The sequence below is a fragment of the Pseudomonas flavocrustae genome, assembly GCF_029872515.1.
GTDB lineage: Bacteria > Pseudomonadota > Gammaproteobacteria > Pseudomonadales > Pseudomonadaceae > Chryseomonas > Chryseomonas aestiva.
The window spans coordinates 248035-273736 of the sequence record NZ_JAPDIQ010000004.1; the positions used below are offsets into that span (position 1 = coordinate 248035).

Here is a 25702-nt window from a genome sequence, read left to right on the forward strand (position 1 = left end):
CACCCTACGGCAGTGCTACCCCTTCACTCCAGGTGACCCCCTCTCCCTCAGGGAGAGGGCCGGGGTGAGGGCACGCAGCCAACACTCACGCTTTCCGGCAAGCTCCGTCCGTAGCGTGGAAAACCGCGAAGCCTTTTCCACTGGCTGGCTCGGGATCTGCGGTGGATGAGGCTGCGCCGTCATCCACCCTACGGTAGAGCTACCTCTCACGCCGTAGCGCCCCCTCTCCCTCAGGGAGAGGGCTGGGGTGAGGGTATGCAGCCGACACTCACGCTCTCCGGCAAGCTCCGTCCGTAGCGTGGAAAACCGCAAAGCCTTTTCCACTGGCTGGCTCTCGGGATCTGCGGTGGATGAGGCTGCGCCGTCATCCACCCTACGGTAGAGCTACCTCTCACGCCGTAGCGCCCCCTCCCCCTCAGGGAGAGGGCTGGGGTGAGGGCGACTCAGCCAACGCTCAATCCCCCCGGCCAACTCCTCTCAGCTCTCGAACCGCTGCACCCGCGGACCACGCTGGCGCAGGTCGGCGAGGCTTGCCGGGCTCAGGGTGCCGAGCGCCCGGTCGAGATCGCGCTGCAGATCCTTGATCACCGTGGCCAGGGTGGCCGTGCATTCCAGGCTGCACAGGGGAATCGCCTTGGTGACCGTGACCGCGCGGGCCGTGTCGGTGACGGTGAACAGCAGGGTGCGATCGGCGCGCCGCGGGACGGCCAGGCAGGAGTGCGGACTGAAGGCGGTGATCAACATGTCGATGGCGTCTTGCATGGGCCGTTCATCCTTGGCGTGACCGGGGAAGCGTCCGCGTCAGACGCCCCCAGGCGCTGAAAGGTTCATTCCAGAGCGCTGGCGTGGGTAGGAAGCTTTCCTGCGCGCAGGATCGCTCGGCGGCGGAACGCCTGCCGGCTGTCCTTCGGCCGCGACCGGCAGTCCCCACCGGGAGGGTTCCATGCGCAGCCCGGCCCGGCTGCTGTGGACACGCGGGACGCCGCGCCATCCATCCCGCGCCTTTGACGCCCGCGCCGGGCTGCGGCAGAGTGCGCGCCCTTTTGGTGGTGCGGAGTCGGCGATGAATGCGGTGGTGGTGGCGGTAGGACTCATGCTGATGCTGAGTCTGGCCCGGGTGCATGTGGTGGTGGCGATGATCGCCGGGGCGGTGGCCGGTGGTCTGGTCGGCGGCCTGGGCCTGGAAGGCACCCTGCTGGCCTTCAACGCCGGCCTGGGCAATGGCGCCAAGGTGGCGCTCTCCTATGCGCTGCTGGGCGCCTTCGCCGTGGCCATCAGCCAGTCCGGGCTGGCGCACATGCTGGCCGATCGCGCCCTGGCGCTGATGGAGCGGCAGGCCAGCCAGGGCGGACGTTCGCTGCGCTGGGCGCTGCTCGGTCTGCTGCTGGCGGTATCCATCGCCTCGCAGAACATCCTGCCCATCCACATCGCCTTCATCCCGCTGCTGGTGCCGCCGCTGCTCTATGTGCTGACGCGCCTGGAGCTGGATCGCCGGCGGCTGTCCTGCGTCATGACCTTCGGCCTGATCGCCCCCTACATGTTCCTGCCGGTGGGCTTCGGCAGCCTCTATCTGCACGACATCCTGCTGGCCAGCGTGGCCCGCGCCGGCGTCGACGTCAGCGGCGTGGACCCCAGTCGCGCCATGCTGCTGCCGGCCCTGGGCATGGTGGTCGGCCTGCTGCTGGCGGTTTTCGTCAGCTATCGCCGGCCGCGACAGTACGACCTCAACCTGGTGGCGCGCACCGAGCGGGCCGACCGCCCCTACAACGGCCGCACCCTGCTGGTGGCGCTGGTCGCCGTGATCGCCGCCTTTGGCGTGCAGCTCTGGCTGGACTCCATGATCCTCGGTGCCCTGGTCGGCTTCGTGGTCTTCACCGCCACCGGCGTGGTGCGCTGGCGCGAGGCGGACGACCTGTTCAGCGAGGGCGCGAAGATGATGGCGGTGATCGGCTTCATCATGCTCACCGCCGGCGGCTTCGCCGAGGTGCTGACCGCCACCGGCCAGATCAAGGACCTGGCCGCCACCGCTGCCGGCCTGATCGGTGACAACCGCGCCCTGGGCGCGCTGCTGCTCCTGCTGCTGGGCATGCTGGTGACCCTGGGCATCGGCTCGTCCTTTTCCAGCGTGCCCATCCTCGCCGCCATCCTGGGGCCGCTGTGCCTGCACCTGGGCTTTTCGCCGCTGGCCATCGTCTGCCTGATCGGCACCGCCGGCGCCCTGGGCGACTCGGGTTCGCCAGCCTCGGATTCCACCCTGGGCCCCACCTCGGGTCTCAATGTGGACGGCCAGCACAGCCATATCTGGGACACCGTGGTGCCGTCCTTCCTGCATTTCAGCCTGCCGATGCTGCTGTTCGGCTGGGCGGCGGTGCTGCTGCTGTAACCGGCGATTGCCGGCCGGGCGCAAAGCCCCGGCTGGGCGGGTCCAAGGCCTACAGCCCAGGAGCCGCCCCATGTCCAGCCCTACCTTCAGTGTCGAACCCCTCACCGCCGCCGACCTGCCGGCCACCACCGAAGTGGTGCGCCTGGCGTTCGCCACCTGGATGGGCGCCGCCGAGCCGGGCGAATTCTGGAATGACCGCGACTATGTGCGCAGTCGCTTCGCCGCGCCCCACACCGCTTGGTTCAAGGCCCTCGACGGCGAGCGCCTGGTCGGCGCCGTCTGCGTCACCCGCTGGGGGCGCCACGGCATCCTCGGCCCGCTGGCGGTGCACCCGGACTACTGGGACGCCAAGGTGGCCAAGGCGCTGATGGGCGCCGCGGTCGAGCAGCTCGACGCCTGGCAGCTGGTGCATGCCGGACTCTTCACCTTTCCCGACAGTCCGCGGCACCTGGGGCTCTACCAGGGCTTCGGCTTCTGGCCGCGTACCCTGACCGCGGTGATGGCGCGTCCGTTGCAAACACAGGCGGCGCCGCCGGCGCTGCGCTTTTCCCTGGCGGCCGAGCCCGACCGGCTGCTGGCGTCCTGCGCCGAACTGGGCCGGGCCAATGCGCCAGGGCTGGACGTCTCCGCCGAGATGGCCGCGGTACGTGAACAGCAACTCGGCGAGAGTCTGCTGCTGCAGGACGCGCAGGGCCGGGCGGAGGGCTTCGCCGTCTGCCATTTCGGGCCCCACAGCGAGGCGGGCACCGGGGTCTGCTATGTGAAGTGCGCGGCGGTCCTGCCCGGTACGGGGGCCGAGGCGCGCTTCGCCCGGCTGATCGCCGCCTGCGATGGCCTGGCCCGGGACCATGGCCAGCAGCGCCTGCTGGCCGGCGTCAACACCGCCCGCCTGGGGGCCTACCGCTGGCTGCTGGCGGAAGGGTTTCGCAGCGAGATCCTGGGCATCACCCTGCACCGGGGCGAAGCCCATTACGATCATCCCGAGGTCTGGCTGCTGGACGACTGGCGCTAGCCGACCGGCAGAGCAGCGACAGGGAAAAAAGGCTCTGGAACGGGCTAAAGAGCGAAGCGGCGAGGCCGATACAGGGACTCGGATCGCGCGCAGCGCTTGCCGCGGCTGCTCCCTCTAAGGATTCGATCATGGCCTTGCTCAAGCACTACTCGATCATGCGCGCGCTGGATATCCTGGCCGCGGCGACGGAGACCGTCACCCCCTGGCCGAGAGCGGCAGCTTCCAGGGCGATCCTGCCCTGGCACGCCTGACCAAGGGGCTGCAGGCGCTGCTGGTACAGCAGCGGGAATTGCAGCAGCAGGTGCAGACGCTGAGTCAGGACAATGCCACCCTGACGGCGCGCATGGCCGAAAGCGAGACGCTGGCCAGGCGCCTGGGGACCCGCTTCGAGCTGGTCAGCCAGGGTTCCAGCGAAGGCCTCTGGGACATGGAGGTGGTGGCCGGCGATCCGGTCAATCCGCGCAACGCCTTCTGGTGGTCTGATCAGTTCCGCGCCATGCTCGGCTTTCGCGATGAACGCGATTTTCCCAGCGAACTCGGCAGCTGGGCCAAGCGCCTGCATCCGGAAGACAGCGCCTGGGTGCTGGACGCCTTCGCCGCCCACATGAAGGATCGCAGCGGTCAGACCCCCTTCGATGTCCAGTATCGCATCGCCCTGAAGTCCGGCGAATACCGCTGGATGCGCGCCACCGGCGCCACCCTGCGTGACGAGCGCGGCGTACCGCTGCGGGTGGCTGGCTCCCTGCGCGACATCCATGACCAGCGCCTGCGCGATCAGGAACTGGACGTCACCCTGACCCGTTTCGAGTTGGCGCGGGAGATGCTCAACGACGGCCTCTGGGACATGGAGGTGATCGCCGGCGATCCGCTCAATCCCAGGAATCCCTTCTGGTGGTCGCCGCAATTTCGCCACCTGCTCGGTTACGAGACCGTCCAGGAGTTTCCCGATGTGCTGGACAGCTGGGCCTCGCGCCTCTACCCGGACGATCGCGAGCGGGTACTGGAGGCCTTCGGTGCGCACATCAATGACCGCAGCGGCCGCACCGGCTTCGACATCACCTATCGCCTGGTGCTGAAGAACAACGAGGTGCGCTGGTTCCGCGCCCGTGGTCAGACCCGGCGCACCGCCGATGGCACGCCGTTGCGGGTGGTGGGCGCGCTGGCCGATGTCCATGCCCTGCACGAGCAGGAATCCTTGCGCGGTAACCAGGAAGACCAGCACCGCACCCTGGAAGAGAACCTGCAGAAGGTGACCGAGATCGTCGGCTCCATCCAGGGCATCGCTGCCCAGACCAACCTGCTGGCGCTCAATGCCGCCATCGAGGCCGCCCGCGCCGGTGAAGCCGGCCGTGGCTTCGCCGTGGTGGCGGACGAGGTACGCAAGCTGGCCACGCGAACCTCGGAGGCCACCCAGCGGGCGGCCGACATGATCCGCAAGTAAGGGCGCCTGGCTTCAGGCGTCGCCCGCGGTCGCCTTCTTTCGCGACCGGCTGCGCGGCTTGGGTGCCGGCGGGGCGACGCTGCTCTGGATGCCGCCGACCTGAGTCAGGTTGTCGTCGGGCTGGTCTTCCAGTTCGCGGTTGGCCTGAAACCAGTGCTCGAAATCCTGGCCATGGGGACGACCTTCGCGTTCCCAGATTTCATAGGCGCGCTGGCGGATGCGTTCTTCCAGTGTCATACCGGTAACTCTAAAGGGGCAGGGGAGAACGGCCGGCAGCTCCGGCGCTCTTCCTGACTAGGCCCGAGGCGACCGCGAAAAGTTTCTCCGGCGCTCCGGTCAGCCAGGCCTCGTTACCGCTTGCAGGGCTCTGGCACGCCGCTTCAGCGGCCAGGACCGTTCGTCGGTGTCCGGCTAGCCGTGCCAGGCGCGGCGATAGGCGCCCGGTGCCACCCCGTAGGCCTGCTTGAACTGGCGAGTGAGATGACTCTGGTCGGCGAAGCCCAGTTGCAGGGCCACGTCCAGGGGCGCCCAACCGGCCCGCAGCAGGCCCTGGGCGCGGGTCAGGCGCTGCTGCTTGAGCCAGGCGTGGGGCGGCAGGCCCGTCGCCCGGCGGAACACCCGCAGGAAATGAAAGGGCGACAGCCCCACGGCCTGGGCCAGCTCTTCGAGGCTGGGCGGTTGCTGCAACCGCTGGCCGAGCAATTCGCGGGCGCGCTGCACCGCCAGAGGTTCTCGACCCGGCTGCGGGATAGTGCCCAGGCAGGCGTGGCGGCCGAACAGCAACAGCAGCGCCTCACGCCAGGCGGTCTGCTGCTCCAGCGCCTCGGCGCCATGGTCGGCCAACCGATGCAGCTGGCTGAAGGCCGCACTCACCTGGGGATCGTGCAGCACGCTGGTGGCGAAGGCCGGGGTGGCGTCCAGCGGGCATCCCAGTTCGGCGAAGACCGGCATCAGCTGCGCCAGCGTCGGATAGAAGCCGCGGTACTGCCAGCCTTCCTCGACCGCTGTCGCACCGGTGTGCAACTCGTCCGGGTTGATCAGCACCATGCTGCCGGCCGCGGCCAGGTGCTCGGCACCGCGGTGGCTAAAGCGCTGGGCGCCGCGCTCGATCACGGTGAGCACATAGCCTTCGTGCACATGGGGGGCGAAGCGCTGGCGGCGATAGCGGGCGTGCAGCAGCTCGACGCCGCCCAGCCCGCGGGCCGACCAGAGGCGGGCGTTTTCCTGTTGTCCGTTCATGGCTCTCTCGTGGCACCGATCGGTTCCATCCTGGCGCTAGAGGAGCCAGCGTAGCAGGTAGAACACGCCCATGCTGAGGATCACCGTGGTCAGCACCCGCCGCGTCCAGAGCATCAGCCCCACCGCGGTCAGGGCCGCCAGCAGGTAAGGGTCGACCAGGGTCGCGGCCAGCGTCCTTTCGCCGGAGAACAGGATGGGGCCGCAGATGGCGGTGAGCATCCCGGGCACGGCGAATTCCAGGAAGGTGCGCAGATTGCGTCCCAGGCGCAGCGGCAGGCGCGGTTCGAGAAAGAGATAGCGATTGCAGAAGACCAGGACGGCCATGCCGAGCACGGTGGCAAGGATCATTGCAGGCGCTCCCGCAGGCGGCGCACCCCGAAGCCCGCGCTCATCCCCGCCAGGCCGCCCAGCACCAGGGCGCCCTGCCATTGCAGGTGATGCAGCCACACCGACACCAGCAGCGCGGTGAGCACGCAGGCCACGGTGGCCAGGTCGCGTACCAGGGGCACCACCAGGGCGATGAAGGTGGCGGCGATGGAAAAGTCCAGGCCCAGGGCGCCCAGATTGGGCAGCACCCGCCCCAGCAGCAGCCCGGCCAGGGTGAAGAGATTCCACAGCAGATAGAAACTCAGACCCATGCCCAGGGCGCGCCAGCGGTCGAAGCCGGCCGGTTGCTCGGCATGGTTCAGGGCGAAGAATTCGTCGGTGAGCAGAAAGCCGAAACCCAGCCGCCAGGGCAGCGGCTGGGGCGCCAGGACGCGTCTCATGTGCAGGCCATAGAGCAGGTGCTGGGAGGTCAGCAGCAAAGTGGTCAGCAGGATGGCGGCGAGGCCCGCGCCGGCCTTGAGCATGCCCAGGGCCACCAGTTGCGCCGCCCCGGCGAACACCAGCAGGGAAAAGGCCTGGCCTTCCAGCACGCTGAGGCCGGTCTCGATGGCCAGGGCGCCGACCAGGATGCCCCAGGGCGCGCAGGCCAGCGACAGCGGCATGATCTGCCAGGCGCCCTGGAGGAAGGCGCGGCGGCGGGAAGCGGTCATCGGCAGGGCTCCGGAAGGCAGGGGATGCCCAGGGTGCCGCACCGCGTCGCCGCCGTCTTGAACGTTCTTGCGCTGTGGCGCCCTCAGCCTTCCAGCAGGGCGAACAGCTCCAGGTACTGCCGGGTCAGCTTGTGGCCTGGGTCCAGGTGGATCAGCGGACGATGCTGCTGGTGGGATTCGCGCATCTTCACCGACGACATCAGCGGCGCCGCCAGTACCGGCAGATCACGCGCCTGGAGTTCCTCGATCAGCTGGCGCGGGGTGCTGGCCTGGGCGTGGTACTGGTTGATGATGATGCCCTCGACCACGAGCTTCTCGTTGTAGTCCTCGCGGATCTCCTCCAGCTCTTCGATCAGGTCGTACAGCGCCTGCTGGGCGAAGACATCGCAGTCGAAGGGGATCAGGCAGCGGTCGGCGGCGATCAGCGCCGAGATGCTGTAGAAGTTCAGCGCCGGCGGGGTATCCAGGTAGATGCGGTCATAGTCTTCGCCAAGCTTGTCGAGGTACTTGGCGAGCTTCTGGATCTTGTACTTGGCTTCGAGCTTGAACTGCAGCTCGCTCAGCTCGCCGGAGGCGGCGATCAGATCCAGATTCGGCCAGGCGGTGGCATGGATGTTGGCCTGGGCCTTCTTGCCGCCGCTCAGGGTCTGCTTGAAGAAGTCGGCGATGCCGTGGGGCAGGTCGTCGCCCACCTGGCCGGTGAGGTACTGGCTGGAGTTGGCCTGGGGATCGAGATCCACCAGCAGGGTGCGATAGCCTTCGTGGGCGCTGATGGCCGCCAGGTTGCAGGCGATGCTGGACTTGCCGACACCGCCCTTCTTGTTGAAGACCACGCGGCGCAGGGCATGACCAGAGGGAGAGCTGTGTGCGTTCATTGAGTCGTCCCGACAGAGAGAAGAGGCCAGAGGTGCAAAGGTGTGGCGGTGGCGTTTCGCTTATACCGAAAGGCCAGGCGCAGACGATGACGAATTTATGGCCGTTGCATGACATTCATATGACGAGCCTAGCGCAGCGGTGGAACCTTGGCGTCTGCCCGGCCTTCGAACTCGGCAAGCTCCCGTCGAGAATCCGCCATGAATACCCGCCGACTCCCTGCCTTGCTGCTGCTCGCCTGCGCCCCTCTGACCCAGGCCGCCAATGATACCCAGTCGCCGGTACCGGTGCCGGGTACCCCCGCCCAGACCGATACCCGAGTGCTCGAAGCCGGCGCCGACGTGCTGCAGCGCAAGCCGCCCATCGCCGCCCTCAACACCTATCTGGACGGCTTCCATTTCTACAACGGCCACCCCGCTAGCCAGATGGAAGCTCACCACTATTGCAGCGTCCTGGGCGAAGAGATGTTCCAGTGCGTGATCTACGACGGCAATGTCGCCGATGCCAAGCTGATGGGCGTCGAGTACATCATCAGCGAGCGGCTGTTCAAGACCCTGCCCGCGGCCGAGCAGGCGCTCTGGCACAGCCATGTGCACGAGGTGAAGTCGGGTCAGCTGGTCGCGCCCGGCGTGCCCCAGGTGGCCGAGCACCGGCTGATGGACAAGCTGGTGCATACCTACGGCAAGACCTGGCACACCTGGCATACCGATCAGGACCTGCAGCTGCCGCTGGGCGTGCCCCAGCTGATGATGGGCTTCACCGCCGATGGCCAGCTCGATCCCAAGCTGCTCGCCGAGCGTGACCGCCGCCTGGGCGTCTCCTCCACCGAGACCAAGGCCGCCCGCGCCGATCTGCCCACGCCCACGGTCGTCCCCGGCGCCGATGCCTGGCAGCAGGGCAGGGTCATCCAGCTGCAGGACCCCACCGGCCAGCTGCACAAGCACGCCGGCGAGCACACCGAGAAGGGCATCAACGCCAGTTCGAACAAGCCCTGAGGCCCGCCATCAGGGCGCGCCCGCTAGACGCTCGGGCCCACGCGCCGCCGTCCCACAGGCGTGGCAGAAATGTGCGAAGGCGCTCTTGCGGGTCTGGCAGGCGCCGCAGTGGTCGTGCAGGCCGATGCCGCAATGGGGGCAGAAGTCGATCCCCGGGTCCTTGAGGTCCACCGGTCGCTCGCAACCCGGGCAGACGCCCTTGGCAAGGCGCGCCAGGGCGGTGTCGTAGTGCAGCTCTTCACGCCTCACGGTGTCTGGCTGGGCTTCCTTGAGCGCCAGACGGGCACGATAGTCCTGCAGGGCACGGATGGCGTAGCGCCCGCCCAGGACGGTCAGCAGGATGCCCACCAGATAGCGCACATAGCCGCCATAGCTGGGTAGATAGGGCACCAGCTCGACGAAGAAGGCGAACAGCGCGAAGAAGATGAAGCCCCAGACGAAGGGCCACCAGGTGCTCTTGCGTTGCCGGACGAACAGCCAGGCCGCCACCGCCAGCAGGGGCAGGGTCAACGCCAGGCGATAGAGAAAGACCCGCAGCTCGGCCTGCTGGCGCGCCTCCAGCCAGGCCGACTGCGCCGACTCACCGAAGGTGGCCAGGCTGCGCTGCGCATTGTCGGCGCGCTGCTCGGCATCCAGCAGCGCCTGCTGCTGGCGTTCCACCTCCTGCTCCGCCACCCGCTCGCCGGCCTTGAGTTCGTCCAGGGCGCGGCTGCGGGCGATCAGTTCGGCATCCTGTTCGGGGCGCTGGGTGGTCTGGCGGGTCGCCAGCCAGTTGTCGAAGGTCTCGCGATTGGCCTGGTAGCTGCTCGCGGCCGCGGTCTGCCGCAATTGCGCCTGTTCCAGGGCGTCGCTGGCCTGACGGCTGGCCAGCTGGGCCTGGCGCTGGTCTTCCCGGGCCGCGGCGGTGGCGGCGGGGTCCATGAAGTCTTCCAGACGCTGCTGCTGCTCCACCTGGGGCAGATCGCCGACCAGGGTGCCGCCCAGGCCGATGAGAAAGCCGGCGAATACCAGCGCCAGCAGCCAGAGGCCGCGGTTGAACCATTTTTCCGAGAGTCGCAGCGATTTGCCCATGGGTCCATCCTGGTCGAAAGAAGGCTCAGCTTAGCCGCTCCCGCGGCGCTCCGTTCAGGCCAGCTTGATCGCCACCACCCCGGCGACGATGGCCAGGCCGGCGCAGATGCGGCCCAGTGGCAGGCTTTCATGCAGCCAGAAGACCCCGATCAGCAGGGCGAACAGCACGCTGGTCTCGCGCAGTGCCGAGACCAGGCCGATGGGCGCCTGGGTGGTGGCGACGATCACCAGGCTGTAGGCCAGCATCGACATGACCCCGCCTGCCAGCCCGGCGCGCCAGTGCGGACCGAGCCCGGCGAAGGCCGCGGCGCCGCGGCTCAGCCGCAGGACCAGCGCCGCCACCACGCCGTTGACCGCGAACAGCCAGAGGGCATAGGCCACGGCATTGCCGCTGGCGCGGGCGCCGAGGGCATCGGCCAGGGTATAGGCGGCGATGAAGCTGCCGGTGGTGAAGGCGCAGACCAGCAGCGCCAGGCTGGGTGGCGTGCCGCGCCGAGCGCCGAGTAGCGCCATCAGGGCGAGCCCGGTCACCAGCAGGCCGAGGCCGAGCAGGGCGGGTGGCGAGAGCCGTTCGCCGAGGGCGAGAAAGGCCACCAGACTGACCAGCAACGGCGCGCTGCCGCGGGAGAGGGGATAGACCTGGCCTAGATCGCCATAGCGATAGGCCCGGGCGAGAAAAGCGTTGTAGCCGATGTGCAGCAGGGCGGAGAGGGCGATCCAGGGCCAGGCCGCGGCAGGCGGCAGGGCGACGAAGGGCAGCGCCAGCAGGGCGGCAAGACCGGCGCCGATCTGGATCAGACTGGCGGTGAGAAAGCGATCGAGGCCGATCTTGAGCAGGGCGTTCCAGCCGGCGTGCAACAGGGCGGCGAGCAGTACCAGGGCGAACAGGGGCGTGGTCACGAGGCCTCCGGCCAGGCGGGTCCATCAGTCTAGCCCAGGGCGCCTTCCAGGAGGCCGCCCATGGCGCCGGAACCCTGGACGTTCCACACTGGCAGCCGTGTTTCGCTGCCGCGCCAGGATGGCTGCCATGAATCCCTCTGCTTCTCTTCCGCCCGTGACACCACGGCATGGCGCGGTCGGCCTGGCGCTGGTCGCCGGCCTGTCGCTGCTGGCCGGCATGACCGATGCCATCGGCTTTCTCGCCACCGGCGATTTCGTTTCCTTCATGAGCGGCAATACCACCCGTCTCGCTGCCGATGTGGCGGCAGGCCGCTGGGCCGCCGCGGGGCACCTGGCGCTGGCCATCGGCACCTTCGTGCTGGGCAATGCCGGCGGTGTGCTGCTGCAGCGGCTGACCCGCCAGCGCGCCTGCCTGTTGCTCGGCCTGCTGGCCCTGCTGCTTGGGCTGGCGGCCAGCCTGTCCCTGGGCCACCTGGCGCTGCTGACCGGGGTGTTCGCCATGGGCATGGTCAATGCGGTGGTGGAGCAGGTCTATGGCCAGCCCATCGGCCTCACCTATGTCACCGGCGCCCTGTCGCGTTTCGGACGCGGCCTGGGTCACTGGCTGCTGGGCGAACGCCGCCGCGGCTGGCGCATCCAGCTGGTGCCCTGGCTGGGCATGCTGCTCGGCGGGGTGCTGGGCGCTGCGCTGGAGGCGGGACTGGGCCTGGCGGCCTGGTACGCCAGCGCGGCCCTGGCCGCCATCCTGGCGGTGATCTTTCGCCTGATCCCGCGAGCCTGGCAACTGGGTTATCTGGCCTCATGAACGCAGCGACCCAGACCCTGGGCGTCCGCCCCCGCGATCCCGAACTTGGTCAGGCCAAGGTCCGTTTGGCCTTCATCCTGCCGGCCTCGGCCTACATCATCGGCGCCTGGGCCTGGGGGCTGTTCGACACGTCCATCCTGCTGGCCAACCTGCTGTGCTACGCCCTGTTCGCCGTGGCGGCCGTCGGCCTGTTCCTCGAGATCCGCCGGCGGCCGGGAGTGAAGCCCTGGCGGCGCCTGCTGGCCATGAGCCTGGACTTCAGCGCCATCACCTTTTCCTCCATCACCAGCGGCGAGGCCCTGCTGCCACTGTTCGGCGTGCTGCTCTGGGTCACGGTGGGCAACGGCCTGCGCTATGGGCGCGGCTACCTGCTGCTGGCCACCGGGCTGTCGCTGACCGCCCTGACCGCCATCATCGCCGGGATGCCCTTCCTGCAGCGCTATCCCACGGTGGCCCTGATGATGCTGGTGACCGCGCTGCTGGTGCCCGGCTACGTGTATTTTCTGCTGACCCGCATCCAGGATTCGCTGCACGAGACCCAGGCGGCCAACCTGGCCAAGGCGCGCTTCCTGGCCCAGGCCAGCCACGACCTGCGCCAGCCGATCCACTCCATCGGCCTGTTCACCGCCTGCTTGCGCGATGGCCAGCTGAGCGCCGATCAGGAGCGGCTGGTCGACAACATCGACCGCTCGCTGCTCGGCGTCGAGCAGCTGTTCCGTTCGCTGCTGGACATCTACACCCTCGATCAGAAGCAGGTCAGTCCGCGGCGCACGGTGGTCGATCTGGATACCCTGTTCGGCGACCTGGTGCGGCAGAACGCCGAGGCGGCGCGCTGGGCCGGGGTGGAGATTCGCTGGCGTGCCTGTGGCCTGCAGGTCTACAGCGACCCGGCGCTGCTGCTCACCTCGCTGCAGAATCTGCTGTCCAACGCCCTCAAGTACGCGCCCGGCAAGCCCTTGCTGCTGGCGGTGCGCCGCCGCCAGGGCCAGCTCGCCCTGGTGGTCTACGACCAGGGGCCGGGCATCGCCGCCGAGCACCTGCCGCACCTGTGCGAGGAATTCTATCGGGTGCGGGAAACGCGCGATCGCGACATCGAGGGCGTCGGCCTGGGGTTGTCCATCGTGCAACGCATCGCCACCCTGCTCGAGTTGCGGCTGACCATCCGTTCGCACCCCGGCTGCGGTACCGCGGTCGCGCTCCAGGGCCTGCCGCTGGCCACCCTGCCGCTGGAGGTGCGCCCACGGCCGGTGAGCGGCCCCCAGCACCTGCTCGCCGGCTGGCGGATCCTGCTCATCGAAGACGACGCCAACGTGCTGCTGGCCACCGCGACCCTGCTGCGCAGCTGGGGCTGCGAGGTCACCACTGCCACCAGCATCCCCTCCGGCGCCGTGAGTTGCGACCTGGTGATCACCGATTTCGATCTGGATCGCAGCGCCTCGGGTGCCGATTGCATCGCCTATCTCAATCGGCTGCAGGGTCGGCGCATCCCGGCCATCGTGGTGACCGGCCATGACATTCCCCAGGTCCAGCAGGCGCTGGGCGACGCCGAGATCCCGGTGCTGGCCAAGCCGGTGCGACCGGCGGAATTGCGCGCCCTGCTGCTGGCCTTTCGTGTCGCGGCTAGCTGAGTGAGCGCTGGGAGCCAAGGCCGGCCTTGGCGCCGAAGGCGGCCGCCGCTGCGCGGCTGCTGACGCCCAGGGTACGCAGCAGGGCGGAGACATGGATGCGCACGGTAAAGGGCGAGATGGCCAGGATCCGGGCGATCTCCTTGTTGCTCAGGCCCTGGGTGATCAGGCCGAGCACCTCCAGTTGCCGCGGCGTCAGCGCCTGCACCCGGTTATCGGGCGTCAGGTTGACCGGGGCCAGGCTCGGCATGGCATAGCGCACCACAGGTTGTCCGGCGAGGCAGTCGGCGATCGCCTCGGCCATGGCAGCCGGCGGTAGCGCCTTGCCGATGAAGCCGTCCACACCGGCTGCCAGGATATGTTCGATCACCGTGGCGTCTTCCAGCATCGAGACCACGATCAGGGTGCTGCGCTTGAATTCCTGGCGCAGGGCGCGCAGCGAAAAGCTCAGGTCCTGGCCAGGATAGAGCAGGTCCAGCAGCAGCCCGCTGGGCGGCTCACCCTGGCGCGCCAGTTCCAGGACCTGTTGCAGGCTGTCGGCCTGATCCACCCGCGCCTGTGGCTGCAGCTGGCGCAGAATGCGCACCAGGCCTTCACGAAACAGCGGATGGTCGTCGGCGACGATGAAACGTTGCATCTCTGGCTATCCTGGGGCCCGGAACACCGGTCGCAACGCCGGGGTGGCCCAAAGCCTTTAGTCTAGCGCAGCGGTCAGAAGTGGACCACTTGGTAAAACGCTTGGGCCGCCGCGGCGCTCAGCCGTTTTGCGCCAGGCCGCGCGGCGCGGCCAGCGGCTCCGGCGCAGCCTCCGCAGCGCCCGCGCCCAGCTGCCGCCGCATCAGCCACTCGAAGGCACCGGTCAGCAGCAGCGCCGCACAGGCCAGTCCGAATGCCAGACCCCACCAGACGCCATGGGGGCCGATACCCAGCTGGACGCCCAGCAGCCAGGCACCGCTGGCGCCGATCAGGCAGTAGCAGAGCAATCCGCCGTAGAAGCCCAGGCGTGCCTGGCGAATACCCCGCAGCGCACCCTGGGCGATGCTCTGGGTACCGTCGAAGATGACGAACACCGCCGCGATCAGCACCAGCTGGCGTGCCAGCTCCGCCACCGGGCTCTGCGCATCCGCCAGGAACAGCCTCACCAGCCAGCCGGGAAAGCTCCAGAACAGCAGGGCGATGCCCAGCATCACCAGGGCGCCGCCGCCGATGGCCAGTCGCCCCACCAGCAGGGCCTCGCGCGGCCGCCCGGCGCCCTGGTGCTGGCCGATGCGGATGCTGGTGGCATAGGAGAGTCCGGCGGGCAACATGAACACCAGGTACACCAGCTGATTGGCGATCTGATGGGCCGCCAGCGCCGTGGCGCCCAGGGCGCCCATGCACAGCGCCGCCGACAGGAACAGGCAGGCCTCCACCGCATAGGTGCCACTGATCGCCAGGCCCTGGCCGAGGGTGTCGGCGAGGGCACGGCGATCCGGACGGCGCAGATAGCGACCCAGAGGATAGGCGGCATAGGCCGGATGGCGGGCGATATACAACGCCAGGCCCAGAGCCGCGCCATTCATCACCACCGCAGTCACCGCGCCGATGCCCGGCAGCCCGGGTTGCGGCAGGCCGCCCCAGCCGTGCAGCAGCGCCAGGTTGAACAGGGCATTGAGCAGCGCCGCGCCGAGCACGATGGTCAGCACCGGTCCGGGGCGGTCCAGAGCACTGGTGAAGCCGCGCAGGGTCATGAACAGCAGATGGCCGGGCAGGGCGAAGGCCAGGCAGCGCAGGAAGACGCCGGCCGCCTGACGACTCTCTTCGGGCTGGCCGGCCAGGGCCAGCAGGGGTTCGATATGCCACAGCAGGGTACCGGCCAGCAGCGCCAGCACCCCGGCGATCCAGATCCCGGCCGCAGTGACCGCCGCCACCCCTTCGGTATCCCCCGCACCCCGGCGCAGTGCCGCCAGATTGGCCACCGCGGTGATCACGCCCACGCAGATCACCGAGACGAAGGAGTAGACCGCCGCTCCCAGGCCGCCACCGGCCAGGGCTGCCGGGCCCAGGCGGCCCATCATCAGGGTGTCGGTGAAGACCATGGCCACATAGGCCAGCTGCGCACCGATCAGGGGCAGGGCGAGACGCAACAGCGCGAGCAGTTCGAGACGCGGCAGAGACATGGGTGGATCTCGCTGAGCAGGTGGCCGACGTTTGACAAGAACTCATTGTTGGATGCGGGCGCGCCGCCCACAATCGGAAAATAACCATGCCATCCATGAGTCTGAGTCATGCCCGAGCACCCCTCGCGTCTGCCGCCGCTGTATGCCCTGCGCGCCTTCGAGGCCGCCGCTCGCCACGGCTCCTTCACCCGCGCGGCCCAGGAGCTGTCGCTGACCCAGAGTGCGGTCAGTCGCCATGTGCGGACGCTGGAAGAGACCTTTGGCTGCCGCCTGTTCGAGCGCGCCGGGCGTCAGCTGGCGCTGACCGAGCCCGGCAAGCTGCTCTTGCCGGGGCTGAGCGAGGGCTTCGAGGCGCTGGCGCGGGCCTGTGGCAATCTTGCCGTGGCCGAGGGCACCCTGAGACTCAAGGCGCCCACCACCCTGTCGCTGCGCTGGCTGCTGGCGCGGCTGGCGCGCTTTCGCCAGCTCAGTCCGCAACTGGATATCCAGCTCACCAGCGTCTGGATGGCCAGCGACCGGGTCGACTTCGTCCATGAGCCCTTCGATTGCGCGGTACTGCTCGGCGACGGCCGCTTCCCGGTGGACTGGGAGGTGGTGCCGCTGTTCGAGGAGTGGCTGGTGCCGGTCTGCTCGCCGGCTGCCGCCCGGGAGGGCGCCTGGGACCTGGCGCGGCTGCAGGGGGAAGAACTGCTGCATCCCACCTTCGACCGCCGCGACTGGCGCCGCTGGCTGCAGGCCATGGGCCTGACCCAGGCGGTGCCCCTGAGTGGTGGCCAGGTGTTCGACACCCTGGAGCTGGGCATGGCCGCTGCCGCGCGTGGCTACGGGGTTTCCATCGGCGATCTGGTGATGCTCGCCGAAGACGTGGCGGCCGGACTCATTGCCTTGCCCTGGCCCGAGGCGGTGGCCAGCGGTGATGCCTATTACCTGGTCTGGCCGCGCAATCGCCGGGGGCAGGCGCGCCTTCGCCAGCTGGCTGATTTCCTGCAGCGGGAAGTGGCATCCCAAAGCCTTCCAGAGGTCGTTCGCCATAAATAAGGCGCCAGACTGCTGTCATTCGCTTTAGTTCATCGTACCTCTGCCGATAAAATAAAAGTTAACCGCCAAGAAGACCGCCCTAGAGCGGTCGGTCCCTGATACCGCCCTTGCCCTCAAATTCGTACTGCCCTACAGGGATGTAGGCGCTTTGGAGCCCCCTATGGTCATTTCCCCGCGTCGTAGTATCGCCCGACAACTTGCCTTGGCCCTCAGTCTGGTACTGATTGTCGTGATCGCCGGCAGCTGTCTGTTCGCCCTGCATGCCTTGAGCGTGTCCATCGAAGGCACCCAGCGCAAGCACCTGGGTAGCGAGGCCCGGCTGCTCTCCGATCAGCAGCAGACCTTTCTCAGCACCCTGAAGATCAGCACCCAACGGCTGGCCAACCTGTTCGAGCGCCGCTTCGATGGCGGCCTGAGCCTGGCCGGCGAGCGACTGCCCCTGGGCAGCGCCACGGCCCCCGCCCTGCTGTTCGCCGGTCAGGCGCTGAACAGCGACTTCAGCCAGGTCGACGACTTCACCCGGCTGACCGGTGGCGTCGCCACCATCTTCGTCCGCGATGGCGACGACTTTACCCGTATCACCACCTCGCTGAAGAAGCAGGACGGCAGCCGCGCCATCGGTACCCAGCTCGATCGCAAGCACCCGGCCTATGCCGGATTGCTGCAGGGTCAGAACTACGTCGGGCGCGCCCAGCTGTTCGGACGCTCCTACATGACCCAGTACACCCCGGTCCGCGACGGCGGCGGCAAGGTCATCGCCGTGCTCTTCGTCGGCTTCGACTACACCGACGCCCAGGCCCAGCAGCTGGCCCAGCTGACCCAGCTGCGCATCGGCGAGACCGGCTCCCTGGCCCTGCTCGACGAGCAGGGCAACTGGCTGGTGCCGCCGGCCAATGCGAAAAAGAATGACGAACTGCTCGCCGCGCTCAAGAGCGACCCCAAGCAGCGCGAACACACCTGGCAGGACGGCAATGAAGACTTCCTCAGCGTCAGCGCGCCGGTCGCCGGCGAAGGCTGGACCGTGGTCGCCACCCTGCCCAAGGCCGAGCTGGACGCCCCGGTGCACGCCGTCGGCCTGCGCCTGGCCATCGGCAGCCTGATCGCCCTGGTGCTGGCGGTGGTCGCCTCGGTCGTCCTGCTGCGCCACAAGCTGAAGCCGCTGGGCCAACTGGTGGAGCGGGCCCAGGCCCTGGGTCGCGGTCAGCTCAGCGTGCGCGTCGAGGCGCGCAGCCAGGACGAGATCGGCGAACTCGCCCAGAGCTTCAACCAGATGGCCGATGCCCTGGCCTCCACCGTTGAGCAGGTCCGTGGCTCTTCGCGCGCGGTCACCGAGCGTTCCCAGCAACTGAGCCAGCTTTCCGACCAGACCCTGAGACGCTCTGCCGAGCAGTCCAGCCAGATCGACAGCATGGCCAGCGCCGTGGAGGAATTCAGCGCCACCGCCCAGAACATCGCCGACGGCATGCAGCGCACCGAACGCCTGGTGCAGGAAAACGCCCAGCAGACCCGCACCGGGACTCAGGCCATGCAGGGCGCCTCGGGTGCCCTGGAGCAGATCGCCGATTCCCTGGCCAGCACCGCCGAACTCATCAAGGGCCTGGACGGCCGCTCCCAGCAGATTGGCGGCATCATCGGCGTCATCAGCGGGATCGCCGAGCAGACCAACCTGCTGGCGCTCAACGCCGCCATCGAAGCGGCCCGGGCCGGCGAGCAGGGCCGCGGCTTCGCCGTGGTCGCCGATGAAGTCCGGCAATTGGCCGGTCGCACCAGCGAGGCCACCCGCGAGATCTCGCAGATGATCGGCGCGGTGCAGGGCGAGACCCAGCGTGCCATGGGCGCCATCGACGAAGGCAATCGCCTGATGGAACAGGGCCTGGCGCGCAACGCCGACGTGGCCCAGGCGCTGCGCAGCATCGACCAGCAGGTCGCCGAGGCGGTGGAGCAATTCTCCGGCATCGCCCAGGCCACCGCCGAGCAGAGCACCACCGCCACCGCCCTGAGTCGCAACATCCAGGCGATCGCCGTGGACAACGCCGCCCAGCGCGATGCCGCCGAGGTGCTGGCCGGTACCGCTGGCGAGCTGCGTCATCTGGCGGAAGACCTGAGTGCCGAGGTCGGTCGGTTCAACTGACCGGCGCGTTCCGGCAGCAGCGAAAGGGAGGCTCAGGCCTCCCTTTTTCATTCCTGCGTACCTTGGCCCTTGCCTGGCTGCAATACTCTGACTACTGTATACAAATACAGTACAAGAGGAGGGTGTCATGGGCGTATCCAACGAGGCAGTGCAGGCCGTCGAACGCATGCTGACCACGCTGCGGGCGGAGCGGGACGATTATCGCGAGCTGGCCCACCAGTGGCGGGCCATGTGCTTCGAGCTGGCCCAGGAAAATCAGGCGCTGCGAGATCGCCTGCAGGAGCCGCCGCGACACTACGGCCCGCCTGCCGGCGCCTAGTGACTCGCCCGATACTGCAGCGCTTCCGCCAGCTGTGGCCGCTGGATTTCGGCCTGGCCGGCGAGATCGGCCAGGGTGCGGGCCACCTTGACCACCCGGTGCAGGGCGCGCAGGGACAGATTCAGGCGTTCGCCCGCGCCCTCCAGCCAACGCTGATCGGCCTCGCTCAGGGCGCAGACCTGGTGCAGTTGATCGAGACCGAGCAGGGCGTTGGGTCGCCCCTGGCGCGCCAGCTGAATGGTCCGGGCGTCGGCCACCTGGCGCGCGGCCTCCGCCGTGGTGAGCTCACTGGCCGCTGAGGCGCCCAGCCGCAGGTGCTCGCGGGCTACCGTCAGGTGCAGGTCGATACGGTCCAGCAGCGGACCGGACAGCTTGCCGCGATAGCGCTGAATGTGCTCCGGGCTGCAGCGGCAGCGGCCGCTGGGGTCACCCAGGTAGCCGCAGGGACAGGGATTCATCGCCGCCACCAGCTGGAAGCGGGCCGGAAAGCGTACCCGTTCCCGCGCCCGGGCGATGACGATTTCGCCGCTCTCCAGGGGCTCGCGCAGCACCTCCAGCACCTTGCGATCGAATTCCGGCAATTCGTCGAGAAACAGCACGCCGCGGTGGGCCAGGGTGATCTCGCCGGGACCGGGTCGGCTGCCGCCGCCCACCAGCGCCGGACCGGACGCCGAATGATGCGGCTGGCGAAAGGGTCGCTGCGGCCAGTGTTCCAGCGGCTCGGGGCCGGCCACCGAATGGATGGCGGCCACCTGCAGCGCCTCTTCTTCATCCAGGGGCGGCAGCAGCCCTGGCAGGCGACTGGCGAGCAGGGTCTTGCCGGTTCCCGGTGGACCGGCCAGCAGGAGATTGTGGGCACCCGCCGCGGCCACCACCAGGGCGCGCTTGGCCGCCTGCTGGCCCTGCACCTCGGCGAGATCGGGATAGGGCAATGGGGTGCGCAGCAGGCCGCTGGGCTGATAGGGGGCCAGCACGGCCTGGCCACTCAGGTGACCGGCGAACTCCAGCAGGTGATCGACCGCCAGCACCCTGAGGCCACTGGCCAGGCAGGCTTCCTCGGCGTTGGCGCGGGGCACCACCAGGATGCGGCCGGCGGCTCGGGCCGCCAGCGCCGCAGGCAGCACGCCGCGCACCGCCCGCACCGCGCCCGACAGGGCCAGCTCACCCAGGCATTCATAGCCGTCGAGGCCCGGCGTCGGTAGCTGTCCGCTGGCGGCGAGGATGCCGATGGCCAGGGCGAGGTCGAAGCGACCACCGTCCTTGGGCAGGTCGGCGGGCGCGAGATTGAGGGTGATGCGACGACTGGGGAATTCGAAGCCGGCATTGAGGATGGCGCTGCGCACCCGATCCTTGGCTTCGCGGACGGCGGTTTCCGGCAGGCCGACCAGGGTGAGGGCGGGCAGGCCATTGGCCAGGTGCGCCTCGACCAATACCGGCGGCGCTTCCACGCCCACCTGGGCGCGGGTATGAACGAGGGCAAGCGACATGATCTCTCCTTGATCGTGATTCGCCAGACTCAGGGCTGCACCATCCTGGCGCGCCCTTGGGGATCAATCGGCGGGCGCGACGTCCGTGGCCGGGGTGATCGGCGGCTTGACCTCGGCGGTCTGCGGCTTTTCCAGCTCGGTCAGGCGTGCCTCGAGGGCCTCCAGGCGCGCACGGGTGCGGGCCAGCACGGCCATCTGGGCATCGAATTCGTCACGGCTGACCACATCGAGCTTGCTCAGAGCACCTTGCAGCAGGGCCTTGAACTGGCTCTCGATCTCGGCCTTGGGTAGCGGCGAGTCCTGACCGAACAGCCGGCTGGCCTGCTGAGTCAGGGAATCGAACAGCGAACGGGTCGTGGACATGGTTTATCCCCTGCAATGGATCAAGGCGCGAGTGTAGCACAGCGGGGTGTGCCACCCCGGGCAGCGCCTCTGCACCGCTTTGGTGCCAGTCCCGTGCCAGAGCTGTTCGCTGTTGGTGCAAAGTCCTGCCCGCCGGGCCGAGCGTTGCCCCTTCAGGAGGCGCGCCAGGCGGGCTGGCGCCCGAAATCCGTACGCCTTCACAAACCTGGCAAGCTTTCTGCTACTGCCGATGCAGAGACGGGCGTCAGAGGCGCCTGGGGTAGAGGCGCCCTCTGGCCGCTTCTGCCGTAACCACGGCGATTACCACGTCAACGGTTAAACAGACGGTCACTGCGCTAGACTTGGGCCGGGGTTTGTTTTCCTGGGGCCAGTCAACTCAATCGGGAGAAGTTCATGAAACTAGTCACCGCCATCATCAAGCCGTTCAAGCTCGACGACGTGCGTGAGTCGCTGTCCGAGATCGGTGTGCAAGGCATCACCGTTACCGAGGTCAAGGGCTTTGGCCGTCAGAAGGGCCACACCGAGCTCTATCGCGGCGCCGAATACGTCGTCGACTTCCTGCCCAAGGTCAAGATCGACGTCGCCATCGCCGACGATCAGCTTGACCGCGTCATCGAGGCCATCACCAAGGCCGCCAACACCGGCAAGATCGGTGACGGCAAGATCTTCGTGGTGAATCTCGAGCAGGCAATCCGCATCCGCACCGGCGAAACCGACACAGACGCCATCTGACGCGCTAACCGACCGCCCAACCCCACACGAGCCCCAGGAGAAACAACGATGACTCTGCGCACCTACGCAGGGCTAGGAGCCCTCATGTCTTTCGTAGCGCTGCCGGGCCTGGCCATGGCCCAGGAAGCGGCTGCGGCACCAGCCATCAACAGCGGGGATACGGCCTGGATGCTGGTCTCGACAGCCCTGGTGCTGTTCATGACCATCCCGGGTCTCGCGCTGTTCTATGGCGGCATGGTGCGTGCCAAGAACGTCCTCTCGGTGATGATGCAGTGCTTCGCCATCACCGGTCTCATCAGCATCCTGTGGATGGTCTACGGCTACAGCCTGGCCTTCGACACCACCGGCATGGAGAAAGGCGTCACCAACTTCAATTCCTTCATCGGCGGTCTGGGCAAGGCCTTCCTGTCCAGTCTGCAACATGATGCCGTGACCTCGGCCACCGCCCTGTTCCCGGAAAGCGTCTTCGTCACCTTCCAGATGACCTTCGCCATCATCACCCCGGCGCTGATCGTCGGTGCCTTCGCCGAGCGCATGAAGTTCTCCGCCATGCTGGTCTTCACCGGCCTGTGGTTCACCTTCGTCTACGCGCCCATCGCCCACATGGTCTGGAGCGGTGACGGCGGCCTGATGTGGGACTGGGGCGTACTGGACTTCGCTGGCGGCACCGTGGTGCACATCAACGCCGGTGTGGCCGGTCTGGTCGCGGCCCTGGTCCTGGGCAAGCGCAAGGGCTATCCCACCACTCCCATGGCTCCGCACAACCTGGGCTATACCCTGGTCGGTGCCGCCATGCTGTGGGTCGGCTGGTTCGGCTTCAATGCCGGTTCCGCCGCCGCTGCCAACGGCACGGCCGGCATGGCCATGCTGACCACCCAGATCGCCACCGCCGCTGCCGCCCTGGGCTGGATGTTCGCTGAGTGGATCACCCACGGTAAGCCGAGCGCCCTGGGCATCGCCTCCGGCGTGGTCGCCGGTCTGGTCGCCATCACCCCGGCCGCCGGTACCGCCGGTCCCATGGGCGCCCTGATCATCGGCCTGGCCGCTGGCGTGATCTGCTTCTTCACCGCCACCAGCCTCAAGCGCAAGCTTGGCTACGACGACTCCCTGGACGCCTTCGGCGTGCACGGCATCGGCGGCATCGTCGGCGCCCTGCTGACCGGTGTCTTCGCCGCCCCGTCCCTGGGTGGCTTCGGCACCGTCACCGATATCGGCGCCCAGCTGTTCATCCAGTTCAAGGGCGTGGCCTTCACCATCGTCTACACCGGTATCGTCACCTTCGTGATCCTCAAGGTGCTGGACGTGGTCATGGGTCTGAGAGTCAACGAGGAAGAGGAAACCGTGGGTCTGGACCTCACCCTGCACAACGAGCGTGGCTACAACCTGTAAGCCGCCGCTCTGGAAAAAGGCGCCGCGAGGCGCCTTTTTCATGTCCGCCATACGGCTGGAACAACCGCCATCCTGCTGTGTCTAGACTGCACGCCAGCGGTGTGCAATCACCGCTTTGCTTTTCCGATCGTCGCGCTAGAATGCGCGCCCAGTCAGTCGGCGGGGGTTGTTCATGTGGCTGCAGCGGAGCTTTTCCCTGCGCGCGCGCGCGCGTGGTTTCCATCTCGTCACCGCTGAGGTGCTGGAGCAACTGCCCGAGCTTGGCGAGTGCCGGATCGGCCTGCTGCACCTCTGGCTGCAGCACACCTCGGCCTCGCTGACCATCAATGAGAATGCCGATGGAGCGGTGCGGCGCGACTTCGAGCGGTTCTTCAATCAGCTGGTGCCCCAGGGGCAGGCCGGTTATGAACACGACTACGAAGGGCCGGACGACCTGCCCGCGCATTTCAAGAGCAGTCTGCTCGGCTGCAGCCTGAGTCTACCGGTCCAGGCAGGGCGCCTGGCCTTGGGAACCTGGCAGGGCATCTATCTGGGCGAGCATCGCGACCAGGGTGGCGCACGGCGCCTGATCGCGACACTGCAAGGCGAATAGCCAGGAATTTTTTTTAGGAGGCCGCGTCAAAACGCGCGGTCCGATTTTGCCAAAGTCTGTGGAGGCGGTTTATGAGCGACGAAGATATGGAGCAGGACGACCTGGAGACAGGCGCGGAAGAAGAGGGCGATAACGAAGACTTCGCTGCCGCAACCGACGACGCCGAGCAAGAGGAGAGCGGGGAAAGCGAAGCGCCCGCGTCCGGGAGCAAGGCCAAGAAGAAGCGTGAAGTCGAGCCCGAGGAACTGCCTTCGGTGGAAGCCAAGCAGCGCGAGCGGGATGCGTTGGAAAAGGCCATGCAGGACTTCCTGGCCCGTGGTGGCAGGGTTCAGGAGATCGACGCCAATGTAGTCGCCGATCCGCCCAAGAAGCCTGACAGCAAATATGGCAGTCGTCCTATCTAGGACCTTGCCATACCGCCTTCGAAACCCCGCCTCGGCGGGGTTTCGTCTATCTGACGATTACAGCAGGACCATCACCATGATGAAGCCGGTGAAGGCCGCAGCCATGGTCGCAAGGCAAGCCATGCAGATTACATCATCTCTCTCATACATGTTGGCAGCGCCCTAAAGCCTAATGGGTGATGGCATTCTGCTCCTATGGCAAACATCTCCCTGTGTGGCTCATCGCAAAAGGCCATCATCTCGCCGCCGTGATGCCAAGCAGTTCACCAATGGCGGGGCGGACCGTAATAGGGTCGGGGTTCATAGGCCGGCTGGTAGGGGTAGTAGCCCCGCGGTACCGGTCGCCAGTGGGGGGCGCCATAACCCGGTTGTGGGTAGGGCTGGTAATAGCTGTAGGGATAGCGATCCCTGCGGTAATAGGGGTGATGCCGGTGATGCCGTCGAAATTCGCCTGCCGGCAGGAATTCGCCGCCCTCGGCGACCACCGCGGGGTGGTTTGCCCAGGGTTGCCCCTGGTCAGGACCCTCGTAGGCGGCAGCCAGGCTGCTGGCGGTCAGGGTGGCGGTCAACAGCAGAATCAGCGACGCTCGCGATGCCATGGTGCTCTCCTCGCGGCGCTCGATAGGCCGCGTCACCATGAAACACCTTTGGCGGTCAGCGGACGTCAGGCCAGGTAAAGGTCCGGTAAGGCCGCCCCGCCGGCTCAGGCCCAGTCCAGGCCCTGCATGCCCACGGCGACGATGAGTGCCATGGCCAAGAGACCGATGCCGCACATCAGGATGGTCAGCTCCAGCTGATCCAGACGCCGCTTCATCCCTGCCACCAGTGCCATAAGGTAAAACCGATGAGCGCCATGACCAGGCCGAGAAACAACCGGTTCAGCCAGAGGCTGACGCCGTTCAGGAGTCTGAGCCAGAAGGGTGCGGTGGGCTCGACGGCAAGCGGACCGGGCTGAGCGACGGCTTCCTGAGCGAGAACGCCGGGCAGGGTGGGAGCGACAAGGGGAATCGAGGGGATGGGCATGCAGTGAGCGCCTCCGTGCGCCTTATGCGAGGTCTGGCTGCGCCCGATGGCCAGCCAAGGTCGAGCGGCGTCCTGAACAGGCTGCCACTTCTGCGCTCGATCATCGCCGAAATCCTCTACCGCCGGGGGACGACCTCGTGAAAAGGTCGGGCGGATCGCACTCTTTACCGCAAATGGCAGAGCACCTGAGGCCACGATGGCGACTCCTGGGGGACGCAGATCCCTGCGAGACTTGAGCGCCTGATCGGACCGGCGCAGTCTGGACGACCTTAGCGCGCCCTGGCGCGAGGCCCAGCGAGAAAACTTCATGCTCAATCTGTTTCGCGACCTGCCCGATGCCTCCGCGGCGGAGGTGTTCACCTCCCTGCTGGAGCGACCTGGCTGCCGCATCGAGCGGATCGTCTCCCAGGGCCAGACGACGCCGGCGGAGGCGCCCTGGCGGCAGGCCCATGAGGAATGGGTGCTGCTGCTGAAGGGCGCTGCACGGATCGCCCTGGAGGGGCGGGAGGTGGTGCTCGAACCGGGCAGTACGTTGTTTATCCCGGCTGATACCGAGCACTGGGTGACCTACACCGATCCCGCGATCGCTACGGTGTGGCTGGCGATCCATTTCGGTGCGGTGGACGGGGCTCCAGCACCCACCTGAAGCGACACTCGGACTCTTCCGGCCAGGCACCAACGGCT

The 25702-nt window shown here is 67.8% G+C and carries 29 protein-coding genes; 15 read left to right on the forward strand and 14 right to left on the reverse strand.

Annotation, left to right across the window (positions count from 1 at the left end):
• Positions 1–477: 477 nt before the first annotated feature.
• A complete protein-coding gene (locus tag OMP44_RS11675) occupies positions 478–762 on the reverse strand; it encodes a hypothetical protein (RefSeq protein ID WP_133862013.1) in 285 nt (94 codons plus the stop codon).
• A 301-nt stretch (positions 763–1063) separates the two neighbouring features.
• Here OMP44_RS11675 and OMP44_RS11680 point away from each other — a divergent pair, with 301 nt between their 5' ends.
• The 4 genes from OMP44_RS11680 to OMP44_RS11695 all read left to right on the forward strand — a co-directional run bounded on the left by OMP44_RS11680 (position 1064) and on the right by OMP44_RS11695 (position 4836).
• On the forward strand, positions 1064–2383 hold the full coding sequence (locus OMP44_RS11680; protein ID WP_187981269.1) for a Na+/H+ antiporter family protein: 1320 nt from the start codon (positions 1064–1066) through the stop codon (positions 2381–2383).
• Between the two features lie 70 nt (positions 2384–2453).
• Entirely contained in the window at positions 2454–3395 is a 942-nt protein-coding gene (locus OMP44_RS11685) for a GNAT family N-acetyltransferase (protein ID WP_187980550.1), read from the forward strand.
• A 128-nt stretch (positions 3396–3523) separates the two neighbouring features.
• Complete coding sequence (locus OMP44_RS11690; protein ID WP_273862407.1) at positions 3524–3646, forward strand: hypothetical protein; 123 nt, start codon at positions 3524–3526, stop codon at positions 3644–3646.
• Positions 3647–3738: 92 nt separating this feature from the next.
• Positions 3739–4836, forward strand: a complete 1098-nt coding sequence (locus tag OMP44_RS11695; RefSeq protein ID WP_431312639.1) for a methyl-accepting chemotaxis protein — start codon at positions 3739–3741, stop codon at positions 4834–4836.
• Between the two features lie 12 nt (positions 4837–4848).
• On the opposite strand, the gene OMP44_RS11700 is transcribed toward OMP44_RS11695, so the two are convergent.
• The 5 genes from OMP44_RS11700 to OMP44_RS11720 all read right to left on the reverse strand — a co-directional run bounded on the left by OMP44_RS11700 (position 4849) and on the right by OMP44_RS11720 (position 7954).
• Positions 4849–5073 carry a DUF2934 domain-containing protein gene (locus tag OMP44_RS11700; RefSeq protein WP_007159825.1) on the reverse strand — a complete coding sequence of 75 codons (225 nt, stop codon included), beginning with the start codon at positions 5071–5073 and terminating at the stop codon, positions 4849–4851.
• 174 nt (positions 5074–5247) lie between these two features.
• Complete coding sequence (locus tag OMP44_RS11705; protein WP_133862010.1) at positions 5248–6075, reverse strand: AraC family transcriptional regulator; 828 nt, start codon at positions 6073–6075, stop codon at positions 5248–5250.
• Positions 6076–6111: 36 nt separating this feature from the next.
• Positions 6112–6423, reverse strand: a complete 312-nt coding sequence (locus OMP44_RS11710) for an AzlD domain-containing protein (RefSeq protein ID WP_133862009.1) — start codon at positions 6421–6423, stop codon at positions 6112–6114.
• A complete protein-coding gene (locus tag OMP44_RS11715; RefSeq protein ID WP_273862405.1) occupies positions 6420–7112 on the reverse strand; it encodes an AzlC family ABC transporter permease in 693 nt (230 codons plus the stop codon). Before OMP44_RS11715 ends, OMP44_RS11710 begins: the two co-directional genes overlap by 4 nt.
• 83 nt (positions 7113–7195) lie before the next feature.
• Positions 7196–7954 carry a ParA family protein gene (locus tag OMP44_RS11720; protein ID WP_187981268.1) on the reverse strand — a complete coding sequence of 253 codons (759 nt, stop codon included), beginning with the start codon at positions 7952–7954 and terminating at the stop codon, positions 7196–7198.
• Between the two features lie 231 nt (positions 7955–8185).
• On the opposite strand from OMP44_RS11720, the gene OMP44_RS11725 reads away from it, so the two are divergent.
• Positions 8186–8980, forward strand: a complete 795-nt coding sequence (locus OMP44_RS11725) for an OBAP family protein (RefSeq protein WP_187980546.1) — start codon at positions 8186–8188, stop codon at positions 8978–8980.
• Positions 8981–8989: 9 nt separating this feature from the next.
• Here the strand turns inward: OMP44_RS11725 and OMP44_RS11730 are convergent, their stop codons facing one another.
• A complete protein-coding gene (locus tag OMP44_RS11730; RefSeq protein ID WP_187980545.1) occupies positions 8990–10051 on the reverse strand; it encodes a serine endopeptidase in 1062 nt (353 codons plus the stop codon).
• Between the two features lie 54 nt (positions 10052–10105).
• On the reverse strand, positions 10106–10951 hold the full coding sequence (locus tag OMP44_RS11735; RefSeq protein ID WP_273862401.1) for an EamA family transporter: 846 nt from the start codon (positions 10949–10951) through the stop codon (positions 10106–10108).
• 127 nt (positions 10952–11078) lie between these two features.
• On the opposite strand from OMP44_RS11735, the gene OMP44_RS11740 reads away from it, so the two are divergent.
• Complete coding sequence (locus OMP44_RS11740; protein WP_187980543.1) at positions 11079–11756, forward strand: YoaK family protein; 678 nt, start codon at positions 11079–11081, stop codon at positions 11754–11756.
• Positions 11753–13384 (forward strand): ATP-binding response regulator, encoded by a 1632-nt coding sequence (locus tag OMP44_RS11745; RefSeq protein ID WP_280308280.1) that lies wholly within the window; start codon positions 11753–11755, stop codon positions 13382–13384. Before OMP44_RS11740 ends, OMP44_RS11745 begins: the two co-directional genes overlap by 4 nt.
• On the opposite strand, the gene OMP44_RS11750 is transcribed toward OMP44_RS11745, so the two are convergent.
• Entirely contained in the window at positions 13377–14018 is a 642-nt protein-coding gene (locus tag OMP44_RS11750) for a LuxR C-terminal-related transcriptional regulator (RefSeq protein WP_187980541.1), read from the reverse strand. The two genes, OMP44_RS11745 and OMP44_RS11750, sit on opposite strands and share 8 nt — an antisense overlap.
• A gap of 118 nt (positions 14019–14136) precedes the next feature.
• On the reverse strand, positions 14137–15540 hold the full coding sequence (locus OMP44_RS11755) for a NorM family multidrug efflux MATE transporter (RefSeq protein WP_187980540.1): 1404 nt from the start codon (positions 15538–15540) through the stop codon (positions 14137–14139).
• A gap of 108 nt (positions 15541–15648) precedes the next feature.
• On the opposite strand from OMP44_RS11755, the gene OMP44_RS11760 reads away from it, so the two are divergent.
• From OMP44_RS11760 to OMP44_RS11770, 3 genes are all read left to right on the forward strand, one after another.
• Positions 15649–16578: a LysR substrate-binding domain-containing protein gene (locus tag OMP44_RS11760; protein ID WP_280308286.1), complete on the forward strand. Its 930-nt coding sequence runs from the start codon at positions 15649–15651 to the stop codon at positions 16576–16578.
• 160 nt (positions 16579–16738) lie between these two features.
• Entirely contained in the window at positions 16739–18709 is a 1971-nt protein-coding gene (locus OMP44_RS11765; RefSeq protein WP_187980539.1) for a methyl-accepting chemotaxis protein, read from the forward strand.
• A 127-nt stretch (positions 18710–18836) separates the two neighbouring features.
• The gene (locus OMP44_RS11770; RefSeq protein WP_027597468.1) at positions 18837–19028 is read left to right on the forward strand and encodes a hypothetical protein; all 192 of its coding nucleotides are present in this window, start codon (positions 18837–18839) and stop codon (positions 19026–19028) included.
• On the opposite strand, the gene OMP44_RS11775 is transcribed toward OMP44_RS11770, so the two are convergent.
• The gene (locus OMP44_RS11775) at positions 19025–20515 is read right to left on the reverse strand and encodes a YifB family Mg chelatase-like AAA ATPase (RefSeq protein ID WP_273862396.1); all 1491 of its coding nucleotides are present in this window, start codon (positions 20513–20515) and stop codon (positions 19025–19027) included. The genes OMP44_RS11770 and OMP44_RS11775 overlap by 4 nt on opposite strands.
• 63 nt (positions 20516–20578) lie before the next feature.
• A complete protein-coding gene (locus OMP44_RS11780; protein ID WP_187980537.1) occupies positions 20579–20878 on the reverse strand; it encodes an accessory factor UbiK family protein in 300 nt (99 codons plus the stop codon).
• A gap of 393 nt (positions 20879–21271) precedes the next feature.
• Between OMP44_RS11780 and glnK the strand changes: the two genes are divergently transcribed.
• From glnK to sutA, 4 genes are all read left to right on the forward strand, one after another.
• The gene (gene glnK / locus OMP44_RS11785) at positions 21272–21610 is read left to right on the forward strand and encodes a P-II family nitrogen regulator (RefSeq protein WP_003096476.1); all 339 of its coding nucleotides are present in this window, start codon (positions 21272–21274) and stop codon (positions 21608–21610) included.
• A 48-nt stretch (positions 21611–21658) separates the two neighbouring features.
• A complete protein-coding gene (locus OMP44_RS11790) occupies positions 21659–22999 on the forward strand; it encodes an ammonium transporter (RefSeq protein ID WP_133861998.1) in 1341 nt (446 codons plus the stop codon).
• 172 nt (positions 23000–23171) lie between these two features.
• Positions 23172–23591 carry a secondary thiamine-phosphate synthase enzyme YjbQ gene (locus tag OMP44_RS11795; RefSeq protein ID WP_007159806.1) on the forward strand — a complete coding sequence of 140 codons (420 nt, stop codon included), beginning with the start codon at positions 23172–23174 and terminating at the stop codon, positions 23589–23591.
• A gap of 71 nt (positions 23592–23662) precedes the next feature.
• On the forward strand, positions 23663–23995 hold the full coding sequence (sutA, locus tag OMP44_RS11800; RefSeq protein ID WP_133861997.1) for a transcriptional regulator SutA: 333 nt from the start codon (positions 23663–23665) through the stop codon (positions 23993–23995).
• A 263-nt stretch (positions 23996–24258) separates the two neighbouring features.
• Here sutA and OMP44_RS11805 read toward each other — a convergent pair whose 3' ends face one another.
• Positions 24259–24594 (reverse strand): hypothetical protein, encoded by a 336-nt coding sequence (locus tag OMP44_RS11805; protein WP_273862394.1) that lies wholly within the window; start codon positions 24592–24594, stop codon positions 24259–24261.
• Between the two features lie 211 nt (positions 24595–24805).
• A complete protein-coding gene (locus OMP44_RS11810) occupies positions 24806–25018 on the reverse strand; it encodes a hypothetical protein (protein ID WP_133861995.1) in 213 nt (70 codons plus the stop codon).
• Between the two features lie 307 nt (positions 25019–25325).
• Between OMP44_RS11810 and OMP44_RS11815 the strand changes: the two genes are divergently transcribed.
• Positions 25326–25664, forward strand: a complete 339-nt coding sequence (locus tag OMP44_RS11815) for a cupin domain-containing protein (protein ID WP_280308298.1) — start codon at positions 25326–25328, stop codon at positions 25662–25664.
• The last annotated feature ends 38 nt before the right edge of the window (positions 25665–25702 follow it).

What these genes read in the sequence shown, in the direction of transcription:
- OMP44_RS11675 (WP_133862013.1), bottom strand. Translation starts at nt 762, where the DNA reads ATGCAAGACGCCATCGACATGTTGATCACCGCCTTCAGTCCGCACTCC.
- OMP44_RS11680 (WP_187981269.1), top strand. Translation starts at nt 1,064, where the DNA reads ATGAATGCGGTGGTGGTGGCGGTAGGACTCATGCTGATGCTGAGTCTG.
- OMP44_RS11685 (WP_187980550.1), top strand. Translation starts at nt 2,454, where the DNA reads ATGTCCAGCCCTACCTTCAGTGTCGAACCCCTCACCGCCGCCGACCTG.
- OMP44_RS11690 (WP_273862407.1), top strand. Translation starts at nt 3,524, where the DNA reads ATGGCCTTGCTCAAGCACTACTCGATCATGCGCGCGCTGGATATCCTG.
- OMP44_RS11695 (WP_431312639.1), top strand. Translation starts at nt 3,739, where the DNA reads ATGGCCGAAAGCGAGACGCTGGCCAGGCGCCTGGGGACCCGCTTCGAG.
- OMP44_RS11700 (WP_007159825.1), bottom strand. Translation starts at nt 5,073, where the DNA reads ATGACACTGGAAGAACGCATCCGCCAGCGCGCCTATGAAATCTGGGAA.
- OMP44_RS11705 (WP_133862010.1), bottom strand. Translation starts at nt 6,075, where the DNA reads ATGAACGGACAACAGGAAAACGCCCGCCTCTGGTCGGCCCGCGGGCTG.
- OMP44_RS11710 (WP_133862009.1), bottom strand. Translation starts at nt 6,423, where the DNA reads ATGATCCTTGCCACCGTGCTCGGCATGGCCGTCCTGGTCTTCTGCAAT.
- OMP44_RS11715 (WP_273862405.1), bottom strand. Translation starts at nt 7,112, where the DNA reads ATGACCGCTTCCCGCCGCCGCGCCTTCCTCCAGGGCGCCTGGCAGATC.
- OMP44_RS11725 (WP_187980546.1), top strand. Translation starts at nt 8,186, where the DNA reads ATGAATACCCGCCGACTCCCTGCCTTGCTGCTGCTCGCCTGCGCCCCT.
- OMP44_RS11730 (WP_187980545.1), bottom strand. Translation starts at nt 10,051, where the DNA reads ATGGGCAAATCGCTGCGACTCTCGGAAAAATGGTTCAACCGCGGCCTC.
- OMP44_RS11740 (WP_187980543.1), top strand. Translation starts at nt 11,079, where the DNA reads ATGAATCCCTCTGCTTCTCTTCCGCCCGTGACACCACGGCATGGCGCG.
- OMP44_RS11745 (WP_280308280.1), top strand. Translation starts at nt 11,753, where the DNA reads ATGAACGCAGCGACCCAGACCCTGGGCGTCCGCCCCCGCGATCCCGAA.
- OMP44_RS11750 (WP_187980541.1), bottom strand. Translation starts at nt 14,018, where the DNA reads ATGCAACGTTTCATCGTCGCCGACGACCATCCGCTGTTTCGTGAAGGC.
- OMP44_RS11755 (WP_187980540.1), bottom strand. Translation starts at nt 15,540, where the DNA reads ATGTCTCTGCCGCGTCTCGAACTGCTCGCGCTGTTGCGTCTCGCCCTG.
- OMP44_RS11760 (WP_280308286.1), top strand. Translation starts at nt 15,649, where the DNA reads ATGCCCGAGCACCCCTCGCGTCTGCCGCCGCTGTATGCCCTGCGCGCC.
- OMP44_RS11765 (WP_187980539.1), top strand. Translation starts at nt 16,739, where the DNA reads ATGGTCATTTCCCCGCGTCGTAGTATCGCCCGACAACTTGCCTTGGCC.
- OMP44_RS11770 (WP_027597468.1), top strand. Translation starts at nt 18,837, where the DNA reads ATGGGCGTATCCAACGAGGCAGTGCAGGCCGTCGAACGCATGCTGACC.
- OMP44_RS11775 (WP_273862396.1), bottom strand. Translation starts at nt 20,515, where the DNA reads ATGTCGCTTGCCCTCGTTCATACCCGCGCCCAGGTGGGCGTGGAAGCG.
- OMP44_RS11780 (WP_187980537.1), bottom strand. Translation starts at nt 20,878, where the DNA reads ATGTCCACGACCCGTTCGCTGTTCGATTCCCTGACTCAGCAGGCCAGC.
- glnK (WP_003096476.1), top strand. Translation starts at nt 21,272, where the DNA reads ATGAAACTAGTCACCGCCATCATCAAGCCGTTCAAGCTCGACGACGTG.
- OMP44_RS11790 (WP_133861998.1), top strand. Translation starts at nt 21,659, where the DNA reads ATGACTCTGCGCACCTACGCAGGGCTAGGAGCCCTCATGTCTTTCGTA.
- OMP44_RS11795 (WP_007159806.1), top strand. Translation starts at nt 23,172, where the DNA reads ATGTGGCTGCAGCGGAGCTTTTCCCTGCGCGCGCGCGCGCGTGGTTTC.
- sutA (WP_133861997.1), top strand. Translation starts at nt 23,663, where the DNA reads ATGAGCGACGAAGATATGGAGCAGGACGACCTGGAGACAGGCGCGGAA.
- OMP44_RS11805 (WP_273862394.1), bottom strand. Translation starts at nt 24,594, where the DNA reads ATGGCATCGCGAGCGTCGCTGATTCTGCTGTTGACCGCCACCCTGACC.
- OMP44_RS11810 (WP_133861995.1), bottom strand. Translation starts at nt 25,018, where the DNA reads ATGCCCATCCCCTCGATTCCCCTTGTCGCTCCCACCCTGCCCGGCGTT.
- OMP44_RS11815 (WP_280308298.1), top strand. Translation starts at nt 25,326, where the DNA reads ATGCTCAATCTGTTTCGCGACCTGCCCGATGCCTCCGCGGCGGAGGTG.